Origin of the sequence: Vibrio sp. F13 (assembly GCF_020806305.2) — a bacterium.
Lineage (GTDB): Bacteria > Pseudomonadota > Gammaproteobacteria > Enterobacterales > Vibrionaceae > Vibrio > Vibrio crassostreae_C.
The window spans coordinates 1,202,730-1,221,285 of sequence record NZ_CP170176.1; the positions used below are offsets into that span (position 1 = coordinate 1,202,730).

At 44.0% G+C, this 18,556-nt stretch carries 14 protein-coding genes and 1 pseudogene; 10 read left to right on the plus strand and 5 right to left on the minus strand.

All coding sequences use genetic code 11. From position 1 onward, the window contains the following. Positions 1–83: 83 nt before the first annotated feature. From LMH68_RS20265 to LMH68_RS20290, 6 genes and pseudogenes are all read left to right on the plus strand, one after another. Positions 84–1,415: a D-serine ammonia-lyase gene (locus tag LMH68_RS20265; protein WP_108099142.1), complete on the plus strand. Its 1,332-nt coding sequence runs from the start codon at positions 84–86 to the stop codon at positions 1,413–1,415. Positions 1,416–1,669: 254 nt separating this feature from the next. Beyond that, positions 1,670–2,470 carry a hypothetical protein gene (locus LMH68_RS20270; RefSeq protein WP_229647544.1) on the plus strand — a complete coding sequence of 267 codons (801 nt, stop codon included), beginning with the start codon at positions 1,670–1,672 and terminating at the stop codon, positions 2,468–2,470. Between the two features lie 226 nt (positions 2,471–2,696). After that, on the plus strand, positions 2,697–3,158 hold the full coding sequence (locus tag LMH68_RS20275; RefSeq protein WP_102331902.1) for a lipoprotein: 462 nt from the start codon (positions 2,697–2,699) through the stop codon (positions 3,156–3,158). A 357-nt stretch (positions 3,159–3,515) separates the two neighbouring features. Continuing rightward, complete coding sequence (locus tag LMH68_RS20280; protein ID WP_229647543.1) at positions 3,516–4,379, plus strand: delta-class carbonic anhydrase; 864 nt, start codon at positions 3,516–3,518, stop codon at positions 4,377–4,379. Between the two features lie 226 nt (positions 4,380–4,605). Next, positions 4,606–5,460: pseudogene (locus LMH68_RS20285) on the plus strand (DUF1254 domain-containing protein); the annotation flags it as partial. Between the two features lie 437 nt (positions 5,461–5,897). Then, the gene (locus LMH68_RS20290) at positions 5,898–6,443 is read left to right on the plus strand and encodes a type II secretion system protein (RefSeq protein ID WP_206360670.1); all 546 of its coding nucleotides are present in this window, start codon (positions 5,898–5,900) and stop codon (positions 6,441–6,443) included. A gap of 97 nt (positions 6,444–6,540) precedes the next feature. Here LMH68_RS20290 and LMH68_RS20295 read toward each other — a convergent pair whose 3' ends face one another. Next, positions 6,541–7,923 carry an MATE family efflux transporter gene (locus tag LMH68_RS20295; protein ID WP_229647542.1) on the minus strand — a complete coding sequence of 461 codons (1,383 nt, stop codon included), beginning with the start codon at positions 7,921–7,923 and terminating at the stop codon, positions 6,541–6,543. Positions 7,924–8,383: 460 nt separating this feature from the next. On the opposite strand from LMH68_RS20295, the gene LMH68_RS20300 reads away from it, so the two are divergent. Beyond that, positions 8,384–9,217, plus strand: a complete 834-nt coding sequence (locus tag LMH68_RS20300) for an alpha/beta fold hydrolase (protein ID WP_229647541.1) — start codon at positions 8,384–8,386, stop codon at positions 9,215–9,217. A gap of 145 nt (positions 9,218–9,362) precedes the next feature. Here LMH68_RS20300 and gcvP read toward each other — a convergent pair whose 3' ends face one another. From gcvP to LMH68_RS20315, 3 genes are all read right to left on the minus strand, one after another. Beyond that, positions 9,363–12,242: an aminomethyl-transferring glycine dehydrogenase gene (gcvP, locus tag LMH68_RS20305; protein ID WP_229647540.1), complete on the minus strand. Its 2,880-nt coding sequence runs from the start codon at positions 12,240–12,242 to the stop codon at positions 9,363–9,365. A 90-nt stretch (positions 12,243–12,332) separates the two neighbouring features. Continuing rightward, positions 12,333–12,713 carry a glycine cleavage system protein GcvH gene (gcvH, locus tag LMH68_RS20310; RefSeq protein ID WP_017067508.1) on the minus strand — a complete coding sequence of 127 codons (381 nt, stop codon included), beginning with the start codon at positions 12,711–12,713 and terminating at the stop codon, positions 12,333–12,335. Positions 12,714–12,764: 51 nt separating this feature from the next. Next, complete coding sequence (locus tag LMH68_RS20315; protein WP_229647539.1) at positions 12,765–14,057, minus strand: serine hydroxymethyltransferase; 1,293 nt, start codon at positions 14,055–14,057, stop codon at positions 12,765–12,767. 440 nt (positions 14,058–14,497) lie between these two features. Between LMH68_RS20315 and LMH68_RS20320 the strand changes: the two genes are divergently transcribed. The 3 genes from LMH68_RS20320 (at position 14,498) to LMH68_RS20330 (ending at position 18,058) form a co-directional block, all read left to right on the plus strand. Further along, positions 14,498–15,121 carry a helix-turn-helix domain-containing protein gene (locus LMH68_RS20320; RefSeq protein WP_017059847.1) on the plus strand — a complete coding sequence of 208 codons (624 nt, stop codon included), beginning with the start codon at positions 14,498–14,500 and terminating at the stop codon, positions 15,119–15,121. A 447-nt stretch (positions 15,122–15,568) separates the two neighbouring features. Further along, entirely contained in the window at positions 15,569–16,702 is a 1,134-nt protein-coding gene (gene gcvT / locus LMH68_RS20325) for a glycine cleavage system aminomethyltransferase GcvT (protein ID WP_229647538.1), read from the plus strand. 279 nt (positions 16,703–16,981) lie between these two features. After that, positions 16,982–18,058 (plus strand): S1 family peptidase, encoded by a 1,077-nt coding sequence (locus LMH68_RS20330; RefSeq protein ID WP_229647537.1) that lies wholly within the window; start codon positions 16,982–16,984, stop codon positions 18,056–18,058. A gap of 108 nt (positions 18,059–18,166) precedes the next feature. Here the strand turns inward: LMH68_RS20330 and LMH68_RS20335 are convergent, their stop codons facing one another. Continuing rightward, positions 18,167–18,490 (minus strand): hypothetical protein, encoded by a 324-nt coding sequence (locus LMH68_RS20335; RefSeq protein WP_229647536.1) that lies wholly within the window; start codon positions 18,488–18,490, stop codon positions 18,167–18,169. Positions 18,491–18,556 lie beyond the last annotated feature (66 nt).

Here is an 18,556-nt window from a genome sequence, read left to right on the forward strand (position 1 = left end):
TGAATGATTACACAAATACCGTTTAAATAGGTTTACTAATGACTGAACCAGCGTCGCGCGCGCTTTACCAAAAAAGGTAATCCATGACCATATTGAATATCCATAAACTCATCTCAGATTTCCCATTACTTCAACAATTGATTGCATTGGAAGAAGTGGTTTGGTTTAACCCAAATGTGACGACTCTGGAGCGCGGTTTGCCTTATGTGGGTTTAGGCGAACAAGATATTCATGATGCGAGTTTGAGGTTACAAAGGTTTGCCCCTTATCTGGTGAAGGCATTCCCTGAAACTCATGTGACGAATGGCATCATCGAATCTGAGCTTATCGATATCCCTGCAATGAAGTTAGCATTAGAAGCTCATTATCAGCAGCCAATAAAAGGGCGTTTGATGATGAAGAAAGACAGCCATTTACCGATTTCAGGTTCAATCAAAGCGCGCGGTGGTATCTATGAAGTACTAACGCATGCCGAGAAGCTTGCGATTGAAGCGGGGTTACTGTGTGAGAGCGATGACTACAGTAAGTTGCTCGAACCTGAATTTCGTGACTTCTTCCAACAATACAGCATTGCGGTAGGTTCAACGGGTAACCTAGGAATGTCGATTGGTATCATGAGTGCCAAGCTAGGTTTTACAGTGTCCGTTCATATGTCAGCAGACGCGAGAGCTTGGAAGAAAAGTAAACTGCGAGAGCACGGTGTTAACGTGGTCGAGTATCAACAAGACTATGGCGTTGCGGTGGAACAAGGGCGTAAAGAAGCGGAGCAAGACCCGCGTTGTTTTTTCATTGATGATGAAAACTCGCAAACCCTGTTCCTTGGTTATTCTGTGGCTGGAGAAAGGCTCAAGAAGCAATTCGAGCAACAGGGGATTGTGGTTAATGAACAGCATCCTTTGTTTGTTTACTTGCCTTGTGGTGTGGGTGGCGGCCCCGGTGGTGTTGCATTTGGATTGAAGATGGCTTTTGGTGATCACGTGCACTGTATTTTTGCTGAGCCAACCCATTCGCCTTGTATGTTGCTCGGTGTTCATACGGGATTGCATGATGAGATTGCGGTGCAAGATCTTGGTATCGACAACTTAACAGCTGCGGATGGTTTGGCGGTTGGACGGGCATCTGGCTTTGTGGGTCGCGCGATGGAGCGCTTGCTTGATGGTTATTACACATTAACCGATGAACGTATGTACCAATTGCTAGGCGAACTGAACCAAGTGGAGGGTATTCAACTTGAACCTTCAGCATTAGCGGGTATGCCAGGTGTGATTCATGTTGAGCAGAATAGAGAATATCTTGATCGCCTAAAAATTGATGAGTCGACGCTAGCGAATGCAACGCATCTTGTGTGGGCGACTGGCGGAGGCATGGTGCCACCACAAGAAATGGCAGCTTACTTAGCGAAGTCATCGGTTTAACCCTAAAGATTTTATAGGCTAAGATTTTTTAAAATATATGCTGTTAAAAAGATCAGCGGTTAAAAAGGTAAGTCATGATAGAAGAGTGTTGTTTATCGGTTGAACGCACTCTTTTTTACTCCGAAATCCTGTTGTTATTCAAACAATAACTTGCGCAGATCGTTATCCAAAACACATATTTTATAAATTAAGCTTCTTAGATGTTCTAACTATCAGTTAGGTTGAGTGGCATTCAACTTGATAGGGATTTAGCAATGCAAACGGATAAAGTGATGCAGACAAGACATATAAACACACCAGAAAAATTACTACAGCGTTTAGATGCGATTGGGGAGTCTTTGGAAGCATCGGGTAAGGCTCATGCTTTACTGGGATTGGGCTCAGTAGGTATTGAAACAGAACGACTTGATCAGTATTCAGATGTCGATTTTTTCGCAATAGTGCAAACAGGGCACAAGCAGTATTTCTTAGACAGTTTGCATTGGCTATCTGATATTCACTCAATCGACTACGCAGTGAGAAATACCGTCGATGGCTATAAAGTTCTGTACGCTGACGGAATCTTTTGTGAGTTTGCAGTGTTTGAACCCCACGAGTTAGCGCACATTCCGTTTGCTGAAGGGCGTATTGTTTGGCAGCAACATGAATTTGATACACAGTGTTGTGTTTCACCAATAAAAGGGGAGACAGACACTAATTCCCAAGATTGGATCATTGGTGAGGCTCTAACCAATCTTTATGTGGGTATGTCTCGTTATAACCGAGGCGAAAAGCTGTCGGGCAGTCGGTTCGTTCAATCTTACGCACTCGATCGTTTGATCGATCTTGTGGATCAAACTGAACAGTCTGAGCCTGAATTCGTTGATGAATTTATGTCGGATAGAAGGCTAGAAGCACGCTTCCCTAAGTTTGCCCAATTGCTACCAACCTTTACCCAAGGCTACGAGCGCACCGCTGAATCGGCACTTGCCCAACTAGCATTCCTCAACACCCACTTCGCAGTCAACCAAGCCATGTGTGACCGAATCTCTGAACTGTGTTCCAGTAAAGATTAAGCTTATAGCGTGTGAATCCTCAAGCCTAACTGACACCACCTTTCAGATGATAAGCGGCGGGCAACCTAATTGAGCTCTCGAATTATTATTCTTAAGCACTAAACCCGTACGCTTTGGTTTACTCTTCAAGACCGTGACTGTTCGTGTTTACTCCGCTTATCACTGGATGTCGTCAGCCAAATAAAATACAATCGAACAATGTTTTATTAATTCGTGCTTTATCATTATGATGAGAAAATTACTCATATTCATCGTTAGCCTGTTCTTCTTAACAGCCTGTTCTTCAACGAGTAATCATCAGCTAGACGACGAGACATTGAGCAACGAAGACGCTATGTCGAAAAGTATAGAGGGAGAGAGTAATCTCGAGACTTCAAAGGATACAAACGCTGAGACCAGCGTTGATTCTTCCCATGATTCAATCGTTAATCATCAACCACTCACTAACCTTGATTCAAATAAAGACACGATAGCTCACGCCAATGCAGAGCCAGAATCAGTGGAGCCTTCTCAAATAGAAGCGACAGAAACAACTGAAAGCGATGCTAAGAGTGGCGGTGAAAAAGGCATCGGAAGCTATTTTATTCGTCATAATAAACCGACTAAGACGGTGATTAAATCACTAGAGGGCGTGACAGATGCATTGAACGTCATGACGTTTGGGATATTTGCCACCGGTAACGGTTAAATCGTTAACTTAGAACCACAACCTAATAGATAGAATGAAACGTGAAGGCGAGCCAGATGGTTCGCCTTTTTTGATCTTCTAAATCTGGCCACCGTTCTTCCTAAGAATCGTGCTCACTTATCTGAGCGCTGAGTCAGGCGACGGTTAACGTAAATAGGAAATTATTCGTTCTGGAAGGGACTCGCCGAATTTACCCTGTTTGACTTGTTATATGCATCAAGGGTTCTAATACTCATCCCAAAGTAAGCAATGAAATCTAATCTTACAAAGACAAGCCTTATATTCACTTATGAGCATAGTAAGATGTTTGCTGTTAAGTAGGTTTGGGTTTAGTTATCAATATTCTAGGGAAGAAAAATGAAGAATAAGAGTGTGTTTTTAAGTGCCGCATTGGTGATGTTGTCAGCTCATGCAAATGCATCAGACGTGAACCATGAGTCTGTATCAGATGGTGTTATCGCAGAACAAAGAGCAAAGCTTTCTGAAAATACCCAAGGACAAGGTTTTGGACCGCAAGCTCCACGAGATTTGGGTTCATTAGAAGGTAAAAATACTAGGCTGTTCTCGGATGCCCCTGATTCAACAGCGATGAACTTATGTAATATTCACTTCCATAAAAATGCTGAGCATAAAGGTGGAGAGTTTACTCAATACGCTGGTAACGGTGATGGTAAGGGATTCCAGAGTGGCTTTAAATACACAGGCAAGCTGAGTTCTGCTGAGCTGAAACCATTTGAGGGCAAGGTTTGTCCGAGCGAGCATGGTTCTTTGCATTCGGGTGACACCATTGAAGTTCACTATGTTTATTCAACGGCGCAAGTTGAACCGGGTGAAACACTGGGTGCTTGTTTTAACGATGCGATTACCAACCCGCAACTGCGTGTAGAAACCCAAGTTTACGTATTAGTGAATGACGACAAAGCACCCGACTTTGAAGCGCTCGCTAAACATTCAAAAGTGAACGGCTTACACCAAGCACCAAACATCCCACAAGATACGGGCTCAGCGATCCAATACGCAGGCTCTACAACGGGTCCTGGTTATAATGAGCAAGGTTCACCTTTCCAAGTAACATGGAGCGTTAGACCACAAGTCGCGAAAGTAAATATCGCGACAGTAGGTAGCTGGTGTGAAGGCAATGACTTTAACGAAGATCACGCCCACGGTGTGAGAAATTTGGTGGTTAACCCTGAGTTGTTATCACCCATTCGTAACGACTAAACGATTCTGGCGAACAAAATGATTAAACCGATGGGTTCGCCTTTTTAGTTGGATATAAATGCCATCGTTTAAACAGAGACTTGTTTGTTAGTCACAATGGTGCAATTATTTAACGAGTGATATTACTCAGATGCATGTCTTATGATGACTATCGAACAACAGCTTTCTCGGCTGGATCTAAACTTATTGGTGTCGTTAAGTGTTTTAATCAAAGAGAGGAACGTAACGCGAGCTAACGCCAACAGATGAACAGGATGTGGTTCGAATGAACCGAGACACCTACTACTCAATGGCAGTAATTAATGTATCAAAGGGGGCGACCGTCACGTTACCTGAGATCCCTGAAGGCAAGTACATGTCGATGGAAGTGATTACTGAAGATCACCGCATTCAGCCAATGCAATACGGTTCAGGTACGTTTGATCTTTCTACTCATAGTGGAGACCACGTGTATGTCATCGTTCGTACTGATGCGACGTTCACCAAAGATGAAGTTCATAAAATCCAAGATCAGATGAGCATTGATGCAAAAGCAGACGGCAAATTTATGGCAATGCAAGTGGATGAGAAATCATTCGATGAGGTAGAGAAAAACCTTAAAATGGAAATGCCGAAACTACTGAAACGCGATGGTGCTCAGGCGACGTTTGGTATGTTTACCAGCCCTGAAGATGCTTCAAAAGAGATGTTTACCAAAGAGAAGTACGCAGTGGGTGCGGCTATCGGTTGGGGTGGCGCGCAGTTAGATGACAATATTTACGAAGTCTCTGGTAACTTCCCAGCAGACACTTGTCATCAGGCAACCTTTGATGATCCTAAGAACCAAGCGTTTTGGTCGGTAACGGTCTACAACAAGCAAGGTTTCATGTTTGGTGAAGTGGCGAACGTAAGCTCAAACACGGCTGAGAAAAATGCAGACGGCACTTACACCGTAAGCTTTGGTTGTGGTGATGATGCAGTAAACAACATCAAAACAGAAAACGATTCTGGTGTGTTTAACTTAGCTTTCCGTCATTACATTCCAAGCCAAAAAGTACGTGATGGATTCCGAGTGCTTCCTTACGTGAAAGCAGTGAACTAATGTTGCGATAGTCGTACAACGATTATAGATGCGCGTTATTACCAAATGGCAATAACGCGCTTTTTTATGGATTCTATTTCATTTCTTGCTTTCTTAAGTGTAGAAACACAAAGGGCGACTCAAAAATGGTCTAACTTTGATTATACGCAGCGAGCCTCAGTTCAAATAAATCAATTAAACCTTCTTCCATCGATACTTTCAGTTGCACCACGCATTTGATCGAATTTAAACCCGCTGACACCTTATGTGATAACGCTTCCAGTTATCTTTTCAGCCTCTAAAGGGAACAAATACCACAACCAGCGTTATAAAAAGCGATAGCCGTGGAGTGTTATGAGTCCTATTTGAGGTGTATAGTTATAGGTAATTCATTGGGTTATTGAATATTTAAGTTATCAAAAGATGCGGATGTCATGAAGAAAAACGGATTTACTTTAATGGAATTAATCATCGTGATCGTGATACTCGGAGTATTAGCGGTAACGGCTGCTCCAAGATTCCTTGGTATTCAGGAATCAGCGAGAGAAACGGTACTTGAAGGTGTTGCGGGTGCGATGGAAGGCGTGATCACGCAAGTGACTTCTAAAGCTATTATCGCAGGGCTTGATCCTGACGCAACAAACCCAGGTGACCAAAGTAACTATGTGATTGACTTTGGTATTGGTAGCGTTGAAGTTGATTGGGGTACGCTATGCCCTGAAAGTCAAGGAGAGTCCGGTGATAAACCATTAAAAATGCTCGATTTCCTTACCTTGTCAGATGATGACAGCTTAACGTCTGATTTCGGTAACCGACATACTGTAGTTGGTTACGATTACGATTTTACCCAAGCTGAACTAGATAGTACGAACATAACGGACGCGGATCTAGAGACGCGCCAAGGTTGCTTTGTTCTTTATGACTCTTTTGGCCGAACAAATGGCAGCCAATGTCCTGATGAAGGATGTGAGTGTACAGTCCGTATTGTTAACAACAATTGTTAAACCGCACTCTTTAACTGATTGATAGAAATTCAATAAAAAAGCGCGTTATTGCCGAGTAGCAATAACGCGCTTTTTTGTATTAGCTTGATGCTCTGTCTTAGTTTGCCAATGGAGCACTTGCTGGTGGCAAGTCACGCTTCCTAATCACGTATCGTAAGCGAATTAACATCAACGTCGCTGAAACGCTCAAGCCCGTTAGGATACCAATCCAAAAGCCTTCTTCACCCATTGCTGGAACAATGTGGTCTGTTAAGCCCAACACCATACCCAGTGGTAACGCTAAGCCCCAGTATGAAGCGATAGCTAAGATCATCGGGATCTTGGTATCTTTATAGCCACGCAGAGCACCATTTGCAGAGGTTTGCAGAGCATCACTGAATTGGTACATAGCGGTAAAGGTCAATAACACTGCCGCTGTTGCACTGATTACTGGGTCAGTGGTGTAAAGCCTAATGATTAATTCAGGGAACAGCAAGAACATCGCAACCGAAAGCAATGAAATTAACGCTGCAACCAAGATACCGACTTTGCTGCGCTCAATCGCTCCGAGTTCGTCTTTTTCACCCAAAGCGTGTCCAACACGAATCGTAATGCCAAACGAGATACTCATCGGGATCACATAAGTTAGGCTCGATATATTGAGAGCGATTTGCGCCGCTGCCACATTCTCGGCACCAATACGGCCGATCATCAATGCGATAACCGCAAAGATACTGCCACACACCGCGATGTTCATCCCGATAGGTAAACCTAACCTTAGAAGGTGAAGCATCTCTTTTGCTTTTGGCTTCGCATCTGAAAAGTTGATGATGGTCTTGTAATGGTGATGACCTTTAATGTAGGAATACAACATTCCCGACATTAACCAGTACACCAAGCTTGTCGCCCAACCACAACCTACAGCGCCCATTTCAGGGAAGCCAAACTTACCGTAGATAAGCACGTAGTTGACCGGAATATTTACCAACAAACCAACCACAGAAATGATCATTGGCACTTTGGTGTTGTTCATACCTTCACAGAAGCCATTCAAGGTATAAAACAGGGCAATACCCGGAACACCAAAGGCCAGGGCAAAAGCATAGTCGCTACCAATGGGAATGATCTCAGCGGCAACCCCAATCCATTCTAAGATCGGTTTCGCACTCACTAAGTAAGCGATGAGTAATACGCTAGCAATTAATGCCAACCAAACCATTTGGAAGAATTCAACAGAGATACTTTGGAAATCACGTGCGCCGCGGTGGTAAGCGACTACAGGCGTTAAAGCCATAATCACGCCACGTAGTAGCAGTAATACAGGAATCCAAAGGCTGGTGCCGAGCGCAATAGCGGCAAGATCGGCAGGACTTACTTGGCCAGCCATTGTCGTATCGACAAACCCCATCGCTTGGGTCGCTATTTGAGTCAAAATGATTGGAATCGAAAGATGCATAAGCGCACCCGATTCACGAGTAAAAGGACGAAGTTTCGTTAGCATGGAAGTTCACAACACCAATATAAATACACGAATGATGGCAGGATGGCCGGTGTGCATTTTAGGATGTGCCCCGTTGGGCGGGCGACAATATAAACACCTTACCGTATAGGGTCAAGCATTGGATTTATTGAGTTCAAGTTGCTCTGATATATACCGCCACGTCTTAGCTTCAAATCTAGTGCTGGATAACTCTCCTATTGCCACAATGCCAGCAGAAACACAAATAACCCAATTCCAAGCGTGACTTTTAAAAGTAAGCCAAGAGGGGCTCCACCTTTTGGCGCTTTATTGCAACATCCCATAATCGTTTCCTAGTTATATTGAGCTCGTGAGTTGACCTTAAACCTTCCCCTTACAGTAAGGTCAATAAGTTTATAAAACTTAACCAAATTAACCTTTCTTATCGTGTTGGATTCGTTAAGATAAATCCAAAGTCTGCGATTAGAAGTGTGAGGATAATGTGTTGATAGAAAAGTGGTTAGAGATCGATGGTGATCAGCTTTATTGCTTGTCGACTGATATCAAAGAGTCTCAGGAAACACTGGTGTTGATTCATGGGTTGGGTGAGTCGCATTTATGTTTTGCCGATGTGTTTGACTGGCTACCGAATTACAACTTAGTCATGTTCGACCTGTGTGGTTATGGCTATTCTCCTGCTTCGAATATATCCCACTCAACAGAAACTCAAGCAAATCGAATATTGAAAGCACTCGACTTATTGAGCATCCATGGTTGCTTTCTACTTGGGCACTCTTGGGGAGGCGATACATCGACGTTGATTTGTGAATACGACACGAGAGGCATCGTGCGTGGTTTCATTAATGCTGAAGGCGGACTGCACGAAGAAAGCATCATCCTATCCCAGATTATTACAGATACATATTCTGAACTAAGCACTGACGAGTTTGCGAACTGGGTGAAAGGAGAAGGTTTCTCAAAACGTTTTCCCATGGCTTGGGGACACGGAGCAGGTGTTAAGTATCTTTCGTCAGTTAGAAGATGTGAGCCAGAGGTTCTTGGTCAAACCGCCAGTGAAATCTACGGACAACATGCGACTCAAGATATCCGTGGCGTGGTTGGCTGGGGACAAATTTTCGAAAACTTATCCATACCTAAAGTATATTTTTGGGGTGCTGACAGCCTAGAGGGTTGTGAGCGTGCGAAAGAGTTTATTAGTACGTTAGACAACGTTTCATTTGAGGGCGCAAACCACTGGGTGCAAAACGATCCGGCCAAGTTCTATGCGGAAGTAGATAAGTTTATTACTGGCGTTACAAATAGAACCAAAACTTAGATATTCAACAACGATAATAGAAAGTCTATATGTGGATTGTTGGTTAGCTAGCGCGATCTTTACCTCTCAGCTTGAAATGATTGATTCTCCAAAAACAAAAAAGCGAACCAAGTGGTTCGCTTTTGTTTATCTAAAATCTACAAAATTAGTCTTCGTAGTTGTCGATGCTTGGGCAAGAACAAATTAGGTTACGGTCGCCGTATACGTTGTCTACACGGTTAACTGTTGGCCAGTACTTCGAGTTCTTGGTTGCTTTCGATGGGAAGCAAGCAAGTTCACGAGAGTAAGGGCGATCCCATTCTGCGCCTGAAAGGTCAACTTGTGTATGCGGTGCGTTCACTAGAGGGTTGTTGTCTAGTGGCCATTCACCCGCTTTTACTGCTGCCATTTCGTGACGGATTGCGATCATCGCTTCACAGAAACGGTCTAGCTCTTCTAAATCTTCTGATTCAGTTGGCTCTACCATTAGTGTGCCAGCTACAGGGAAAGACATAGTAGGCGCATGGAAACCGAAGTCCATTAGACGCTTAGCAATATCTTCTTCGCTGATGCCTGTGTCTTCTTTAAGTGGACGAATATCGATAATACATTCGTGTGCTACGCGGCCGTTAGTGCCACGGTAAAGAACAGGGTAGTGAGGACGTAGTTTTTCCATCACGTAGTTCGCGTTCAGAATCGCTACTTTCGTTGCGTCTGTTAGGCCAGGTTCGCCCATCAGCGCGATGTAAGCCCAAGAGATAGGTAGAATTGAAGCACTACCTAGATCTGCAGCTGATACCGCGTAGTCAGAACCTTGCACACCGTTTTCGATGTGACCTGGTAGGAAAGGTGCTAGGTGTGATTTAACACCGATAGGACCCATACCCGGCCCGCCACCACCGTGTGGGATACAGAATGTTTTGTGTAGGTTCAAGTGAGATACGTCTGAACCGATGAAGCCAGGTGAAGTTAGACCTACTTGAGCGTTCATGTTCGCGCCGTCTAGGTAAACTTGACCGCCCGCTGCGTGTACTTGTTCACACACTTCTTTCACTTGCTCTTCGTATACGCCGTGCGTAGAAGGGTAGGTGATCATGATGCTTGATAGGTTTTCTTTGTGCTTCTCGATTTTCGCTGCTAGGTCTGTCATGTCGATGTTGCCATCTTCATCACACTTAACAACCACTACCTTCATAGAAACCATTGATGCTGTTGCAGGGTTAGTACCGTGCGCCGAGCTTGGAATCAGACAAACGTTACGGTGACCTTCACCGCGGCTTGCGTGGTAGCGTTGAATCGCGATTAGACCTGCGTATTCGCCAGATGCTCCAGAGTTAGGCTGTAGTGAGAAATCGTCGTAACCGGTGATTTCACATAGCTTCTCTTTAAGATCTTTTGCTAGTGCTGTGTAACCCGCCGCTTGCTCTAGAGGTGCGAATGGGTGAATTGAACCAAACTCAGGCCATGTTACTGGAATCATCTCAGCAGCAGCGTTCAGCTTCATCGTACAGCTGCCCAGTGGGATCATGCCGTGCGTTAGTGAGAAGTCTTTGTTCTCAAGCTGTTTTAGGTAACGCATCATTTGCGTTTCGCTGTGGTGCGTGTTGAACACTGGGTGAGTTAGGAACTCTGATTCACGACGACAGTTTTCTGGAATTGCCGCAAACTCATTTGATGCAATGTCAGAAGATAGCGCTTGAACGTCTTCTTTTACGTCGAAGATAGCGAATAGGGCATTCACGTCGTCGACTGTGGTTGTTTCATCTAAGCTGATACCGATCTTACCTTTAAGAAGGCGCAAGTTGATGTTTGCTGCTTGTGCTTTCGCGTACAGTGCATCTGTCTTCTCTTCAGAGTTGATTGTGATGGTATCGAAGAAGCTGTTGTTTGTTAGCTCGTAACCCGCTTTAGTCAGGCCAGCCGCTAGGATAGCTGTCATGTGGTGTGTACGACGAGCGATAGTACGTAGGCCTTCTGCACCGTGGTAAACCGCGTAGAAAGACGCCATGTTTGCTAGAAGTGCTTGAGCTGTACAGATGTTCGATGTCGCTTTCTCGCGGCGGATGTGTTGCTCACGAGTTTGCATTGCCATACGTAGCGCTTGGTTACCGTGAGTATCGATAGAAACACCGATTACACGACCTGGCATTGTACGCTTATGCTTTTCACGAGTACCCATGAATGCAGCGTGTGGACCGCCGTACCCCATAGGAACGCCGAAACGTTGTGCTGAACCGATTACTACGTCTGCGCCCATTTCGCCAGCAGGCTTAAGTAGAGCAGATGCGAGTAGGTCAGTAGCAACGGTTACTAGAGTTTTGTTTGCTTGAGCTTTCGCAATGATGTCTGTTAGGTCACGAACTTCGCCCGTTGTACCAGGGTATTGAACTAACGCACCAAATACGTCTTGCTCTGGAAGTGTTTCAAGAGCGCCAACCATTACTTCAAAACCGATGTACTCAGCACGAGTTTTAACAACTTCTAGTGTTTGAGGGTGAACATCGTCAGCAACGAAGAATACTTTGCTCTTGCTTTTACCAGCACGCTTACACAGTGTCATTGCTTCGCCAGCCGCTGTCGCTTCGTCAAGAAGAGACGCGTTCGCGATTTCCATACCTGTAAGGTCCATTACCATTTGTTGGTAATTCAGTAGAGCTTCAAGACGACCTTGAGAAATCTCTGGTTGGTATGGTGTGTAAGCTGTGTACCAGCCTGGGTTCTCTAAAACGTTACGTAGAATAACGTTTGGAGTGAATGTGTTGTAGTAGCCTTGGCCAATGAAAGTACGTTTCACTTGGTTTAGGTTAGCGATCTCTTTTAGAGAGGTCAGCATGTCCATTTCGCTCAGTGGCGCAGCAAGTGTCATTGGTTTTTCAAGACGGATTTGTGCAGGAACCGTTTCGTCGATCAGTGCGTCTAGGCTAGTCGCGTTGATCGCTTCAAGCATTTTTTGCTGGTCTGCTTTATTTGGGCCGTTATGACGAGCAACAAACTCGTTTTGTGTACCCAAGTCTTTCAGTAATTGGCTTTGAAGTAATTCAGTCATGATATCGTTCTACTTTCTCTCTGGAGCCGTGAGCTAGCCCCTAAAATTAAGCTGCTCACAAGAGCAGCTTTATCGTAATGAGGTTACCTATTAGTCTTCTTCGATAGAGCTTAGGTATTCTTCCGCATCTTTAAGGTTGTTTAGTTCAGACGCATCAGACATCTTCACTTTAACAATCCAACCACCTTCATAAGGTTCTTCGTTGATTAGCTCTGGGCTATCTTCTAGTTCTTCGTTGATTTCTACGATTTCACCAGAGATTGGCGCGTAGATATCAGAAGCAGCTTTAACTGACTCAACTAGAGAGAAGCTTTCGCCAGCTTCAATTTCGTCTTCAGTGTCAGGCAGGTCAACAAACACAACGTCACCTAGCATCTCTTGAGCGTGCTCAGAGATACCGATAGTTACAGTACCGTCACCGTTGTCTTTTACCCACTCGTGGCTGTCTGCAAACTTAAGTGTATTGTCCATTGCTTATTCTCCAAAAATTTATGAGGTTTTAATTTAAATCTTAAAAACGGATTAACGGTAAAGAGGGAAGCGTTTGCAAAGCTCTTTAACTTGCTTGCGAACACGTTGCTCAACTTCAGCGTTGCCTTCAGGGCTTTCAACTAAGCCATCAAGAACATCACCGATCCATTCACCGATAAGTTTGAATTCTTCAGTGCCAAAACCACGACTGGTTCCAGCTGGCGTACCTAAACGAATACCCGAAGTAATCATAGGCTTCTCTGAGTCGAATGGTATGCCATTTTTGTTACATGTGATCCCAGCACGCTCTAATGCTTCTTCAGTTACGTTACCTTTCAAGCCCTTAGGACGAAGGTCAACCAGCATTAGGTGCGTGTCCGTTCCGCCAGTCACAATGTCACAACCGCGAGTTTGCAACACTTCAGCAAGAACTTTTGCGTTATCGATCACTGAATTAATATAAGTATTAAATTCTGGGCCAAGTGCTTCGCCAAATGCGACAGCTTTAGCCGCAATTACGTGCATTAGTGGGCCGCCTTGTAGGCCTGGGAATACTGCAGAGTTGATCTTTTTATTGATGTCTTCGTGGTTGGTCAGAATCATACCGCCGCGTGGGCCACGAAGTGTTTTGTGTGTCGTTGTCGTTACAACGTGCGCGTGTGGCAGTGGGCTAGGGTGTGCACCTGTCGCGATAAGACCTGCGATGTGTGCCATATCGACCATTAGGATAGCGCCAACTTCGTCAGCGATTTCACGGAACTTAGCGAAATCAATAACGCGTGGGATAGCACTACCACCAGCAATAATCATTTTAGGTTTGCTTTCGATAGCGAGAGCGCGTACCGCTTCGTAATCGATTTCAAGAGTGTCGCGGTCTACGCCGTATTGAACTGCGTTGAACCATTTGCCTGAAAGCGCAGGGCGTGCACCGTGCGTAAGGTGACCACCAGCGTCAAGAGACATACCTAGGATAGTGTCGCCAGGTTGAAGTAGGGCAAGTTTAACTGCGCCGTTCGCTTGAGCACCTGAGTGAGGTTGTACGTTCGCGTATTCACACTTGAATAGCTGTTTAGCACGTTCAATCGCGATAGCTTCTACTGTATCTACGTGCTCACAACCACCGTAGTAACGACGACCTGGGTAGCCTTCTGCGTATTTGTTGGTAAGGCAAGTGCCTTGAGCTTGCATTACTGCTTTAGAAACGATGTTCTCAGAAGCAATAAGTTCTATTTGTTCGTTTTGACGAGTGTTCTCTGCTTGGATTCCAGCAAATACTGCGTCGTCAGTCGCAGATAGGTTCGTAGAGAAAAAACTGTCTAAGCTATGGTTTTGATAAGCGTTCATTGTCGAGACCTTTCATTAAGCTAATGGTGATTGTTTTTATAGTCCATTAGGTCTTACGTTGATTTCTGCATCGGTATCGTTTGCGTTATTTAGGTGTATAAATAGTGCGTTGCTTCTTATTTATACGACCATAGCGTCAAAGCAATCGTTGTAGGGTCAATGCAGCACGAATTGGTTCCCAAAAATTTCGGGTAAAAAACAGCTCTTACAAATGTTAAATCTATCACTTGCTGCAAGCTGAAGTAGCATCTCTTCATCTAACAAGTCGATAACATAGCTCCGATAAAATCAATTTTCAACAAAAATTTCCAATAGGAAACAGTTTTTCTCATTTTGCTACAGGGAGCACGCTTTATTTTCCTGTGTGCTCTTTAATCAACAAAGCGCTTCATGCAACAATGAAATCAATAGACAGGAAGTAAGAAATAAATGAGGGACCTATGTCAGAAGACATTTATGATGAGTACCCATCTTTAACGTTGGCTAAAGAGACGTTAGATCAGAATATCGAACCACTTAGGCTCGGCCAGCGTATTAAAGATATCCGCAGCAAGCTGGGCATTACGTTAGAAGAGGCGAGCCAACGCACTGGTTTGGCACGTTCAACGCTGAGTAAAATTGAGAACGAACAAATCTCACCGACGTTCCAAGCGATGCAGAAATTGGCTATGGGTTTGCAAATCGATATGCCGCAACTCTTTGAGCCGCCAAGAAAAAAAGTTGCCACAGGACGTCGTGACTTAACTAAAGCAGGCCAGGGTAAACCTCACCCAACTCCGACTTACGAGCATGAACTGCTGGCGACAGAACTTTCGAATAAGAAGATGATGCCGTTCAAGAGCCGAGTGAGAGCACGCACCTTTGAAGAGTATAACGATTGGGTTCGCCACGATGGTGAAGAGTTCTTGATGGTGATCTCTGGTGATGTGATGTTCTACTCAGAATTCTATGAGCCGGTACCCATGAGCGAAGGTGACAGCATGTATTACGACGCCAACATGGGGCATATGTTGATTTCTACTAGTACAGAAGATGCACTGATTTTGTGGGTGACTGCAAAATAAGTTAACAAAGTTAGAATTTCTTATAGTGAATGCAAACGTTTGCTTTTGTTTCTAACGTTTGCCAAAAGACGCGATATTGGTGTGAAAAGCATCAATATCGCGTTTTTGTATGCGATTGAAAATTGTTTTTAAATTGTTAAATGTCACATTTTGAGCTGTTTTAATCTTGTTAAGGGTGTAAAACTGACTCAGGCTTGTTTACTATAGTGAACACGGTTTACTCATGTTGATTGAAGTTTACTGAAGTGAATTCTTAGAAAGTGAGTCGTATAGCTTTTATACAGAAGCCTCTTTTTATATCGCTAGTAATAAAAGCCTATATAGAAGACATCACTTTTTACTATCTACTGTTTCTAACGTTAACCCATATCGTTAGAGGCGACTCTAAATAGAGATATAAGCGGCAGATTCGATTTGGAAAGCCTGCAACGCTTCATGGAGAATAAAATGACTCAAGAACACGCTAATCAAGACCTACTACAAACACCTCTGCATGCGCTTCACGTTGAAGTCGGTGCAAAAATGGTTCCTTTTGCTGGCTACGACATGCCAGTTCAGTATCCACTGGGTGTAAAGAAAGAGCACTTACACACTCGTGACGCTGCTGGTCTTTTTGATGTTTCTCACATGGGGCAACTTCGTCTTCATGGCGCAAACGCAGCAGCTGTCTTAGAATCTTTGGTTCCTGTAGATATTATTGACCTTCCTTCTGGTAAACAGCGCTATGCGTTCTTTACTAACGAGCAGGGCGGCATTATGGATGACCTGATGGTGGCTAACCTAGGCGATCACTTGTTTGTTGTTGTTAACGCGGCTTGTAAAACACAAGATATCGACCACCTAACTGCGCACCTTCCAGCTGACGTAGAAATGGAAGTGATTGATGATCGCGCTCTATTAGCACTTCAAGGCCCTAAAGCGTCTGAAGTTCTTGCTCGTTTCCAACCAAGTGTTGCAGACATGCTGTTCATGGACGTTCAAAAAGTCGATATCGACGGCGTAGAATGCATCGTGAGCCGCAGTGGTTATACCGGTGAAGACGGCTACGAAATCTCAGTACCGAACGATCACGCTGAAGCACTTGCTCGTAAACTAACATCAGAAGCAGAAGTGGAGTGGATTGGCCTTGGTGCTCGTGACTCACTTCGTCTTGAGTGTGGTCTATGTTTATATGGTCACGACCTAGACACAACGACAACACCAGTAGAAGCTAGCCTTCTATGGGGTATTCAAAAAGTTCGTCGTACTGACGGTGAGCGTGCAGGCGGTTTCCCAGGCGCTGATATCATCCTTGAGCAAATCGCAACGAAAGATGTTCAACGTAAACGTGTTGGTCTTGTTGGTCAAACTAAAGCACCAGTACGTGAAGGTGCTGAATTGTTCGATGCTGAAGACAACAAGATTGGTGTTGTAACGAGCGGTACTGCGGGTCCTAACGCCGGCAAGCCTGTTTCTATGGCGTACGTTCGTACAGACTTAGCAACAATTGGCACTGAAGTATTCGCTGACGTTCGTGGCAAGAAGCTACCAATGACAGTAGAAAAAATGCCATTCGTACCTCAGCGTTACTATCGTGGCTAATCTCTTTTAAGATAAACCACTAAGCTAAATGAAAGCCTATTGTTTGCTTCTCTTTATTGGGAAGCCTAACGGTAGGCTTTTTTGATTTTGGTAGCGTATGTCTTTGGTAACGTATTGCTTTTAACGTTACCCACTAACAACGGTTACTTAAAATTCGTTTATAAAATGAGATATGTGGCGATATCGTTACAAATACTTACTATAATCACGATTGTGACGTGTTATGGTGACGATTCATCATTTTTGTAAATAAGTAGTAGGGGTTACAAGGAGTTAACTATGAACGTAAACCATACAATGAGTCCGGTTCGTAAAGCCGTTTTAGGGCTTTTAGCGCCATTAATTTACACATCAAGTGTTATGGCAACGGAAAACACGGACGAAAGTACTCCTGATGTGGGTGTAACACCCTATATTGTGAATGGTAGCGACGCTTCAGTCACGGAATTTCCTTCGATGGCAAGCTTGTTCATTGATCGTATTGATTATGACGGTGTTTACTCTACAGGCCCTTACTGTGGAGCTACAATTTTAGATCCAACGCATATTCTGACGGCAGCACACTGTATTTATGGTGATGAGAACGCTCAGTTATTTACTGTTGTCGTCCCACAATTACAAGACACTTCTCAGTTCCCAAATGGAAGCATTGAAAAAATTCGCGTATCTGAGGTGTTCTATCCTAGCAATTATTCAAATAGCTTGAACGATTTGTTGCGTAATGACGTGGCAATTTTAAAACTTGAAAGCGCGCTCAATATAGATTCAGTTAATGATGTTGTGAAACGCCCAGACAACGAAACCTATCGAAGTTCCTTACAGGCTTTTACGGCTGTGGGACATGGAGATACTGAATCTGGTGTCGATGCTACTACTTTATTACAAAAAGCATCGCTCAACTATGTCGATAACACGACATGTGCAGCGGCATTTTTCTCAGGTTCGAACCTAACTGATAATCAAATATGCTTTATTGGTGACTATAGCGTTTTCTCTAGCTTATATGGCGGTACTTGTCAGGGTGACTCTGGTGGGCCTGTTTACTGGAAAGATGGTACTGATTATAAACAAGTAGGTATTACAAGTTTTGGTCCTGAAACGTGTGGTGGTGGCAACATTACTGAGGGCGTTACCGTCACATCAGTATTCACTGAAATCTATAATTATGAGAGTTGGATTGATAGTGTGATTGCAGGAACTGAAACCGCTAAATTTGTTTCAACAGACGCTAAGCGCGCGGCTTACGCTGGCACTAGTTCATCTGGTTCAAGCAGCGGTGGTAGTGTTTCATTTGGATTGCTTGGCATGCTGATGTTGCTTGCAGGCTTGAGATCTACTCTATTACGCAGAACTTAATGTAATGTGTAAGTCGACATGATGTCTCTGGATATCGTCGACTTACCTGTTGTTCGCTTTTTCTGTCGACTATGCACCATCCCCAGATGGTAGCTCAAACCTTCTCTGTTAGTTCAATTCTAGGGTCGATTTCCTGCCGTATTTCTCAATGATCTCATCGATCTCTTTAACAGTATCGTTAATTGTCTTGATACCACTCTTTACTATCTGTTTCTCTGTTGAATTGAGTGCTTCAAAAGCTTGCTTCATTTCCTTGTCATCCAGCATACTCTGGTGAAGTAATACTTCTTTGTAAGTGAGTAGCCTATGCTGCACTGCAATAATTTCGGAGCGGGCATTGTCCGTTTCTAATGCGTGCTTAATGCAAGGAAATGCCAATTTATAACGATTCGCAATTTCCAATATGACGTCTTTCTTATTCGCAATTTGCAATTTTTCTAATTTCCCAACACTTGAATACTCAAGTTACCTAGCCGTACGTTCACAACTGATATCAGT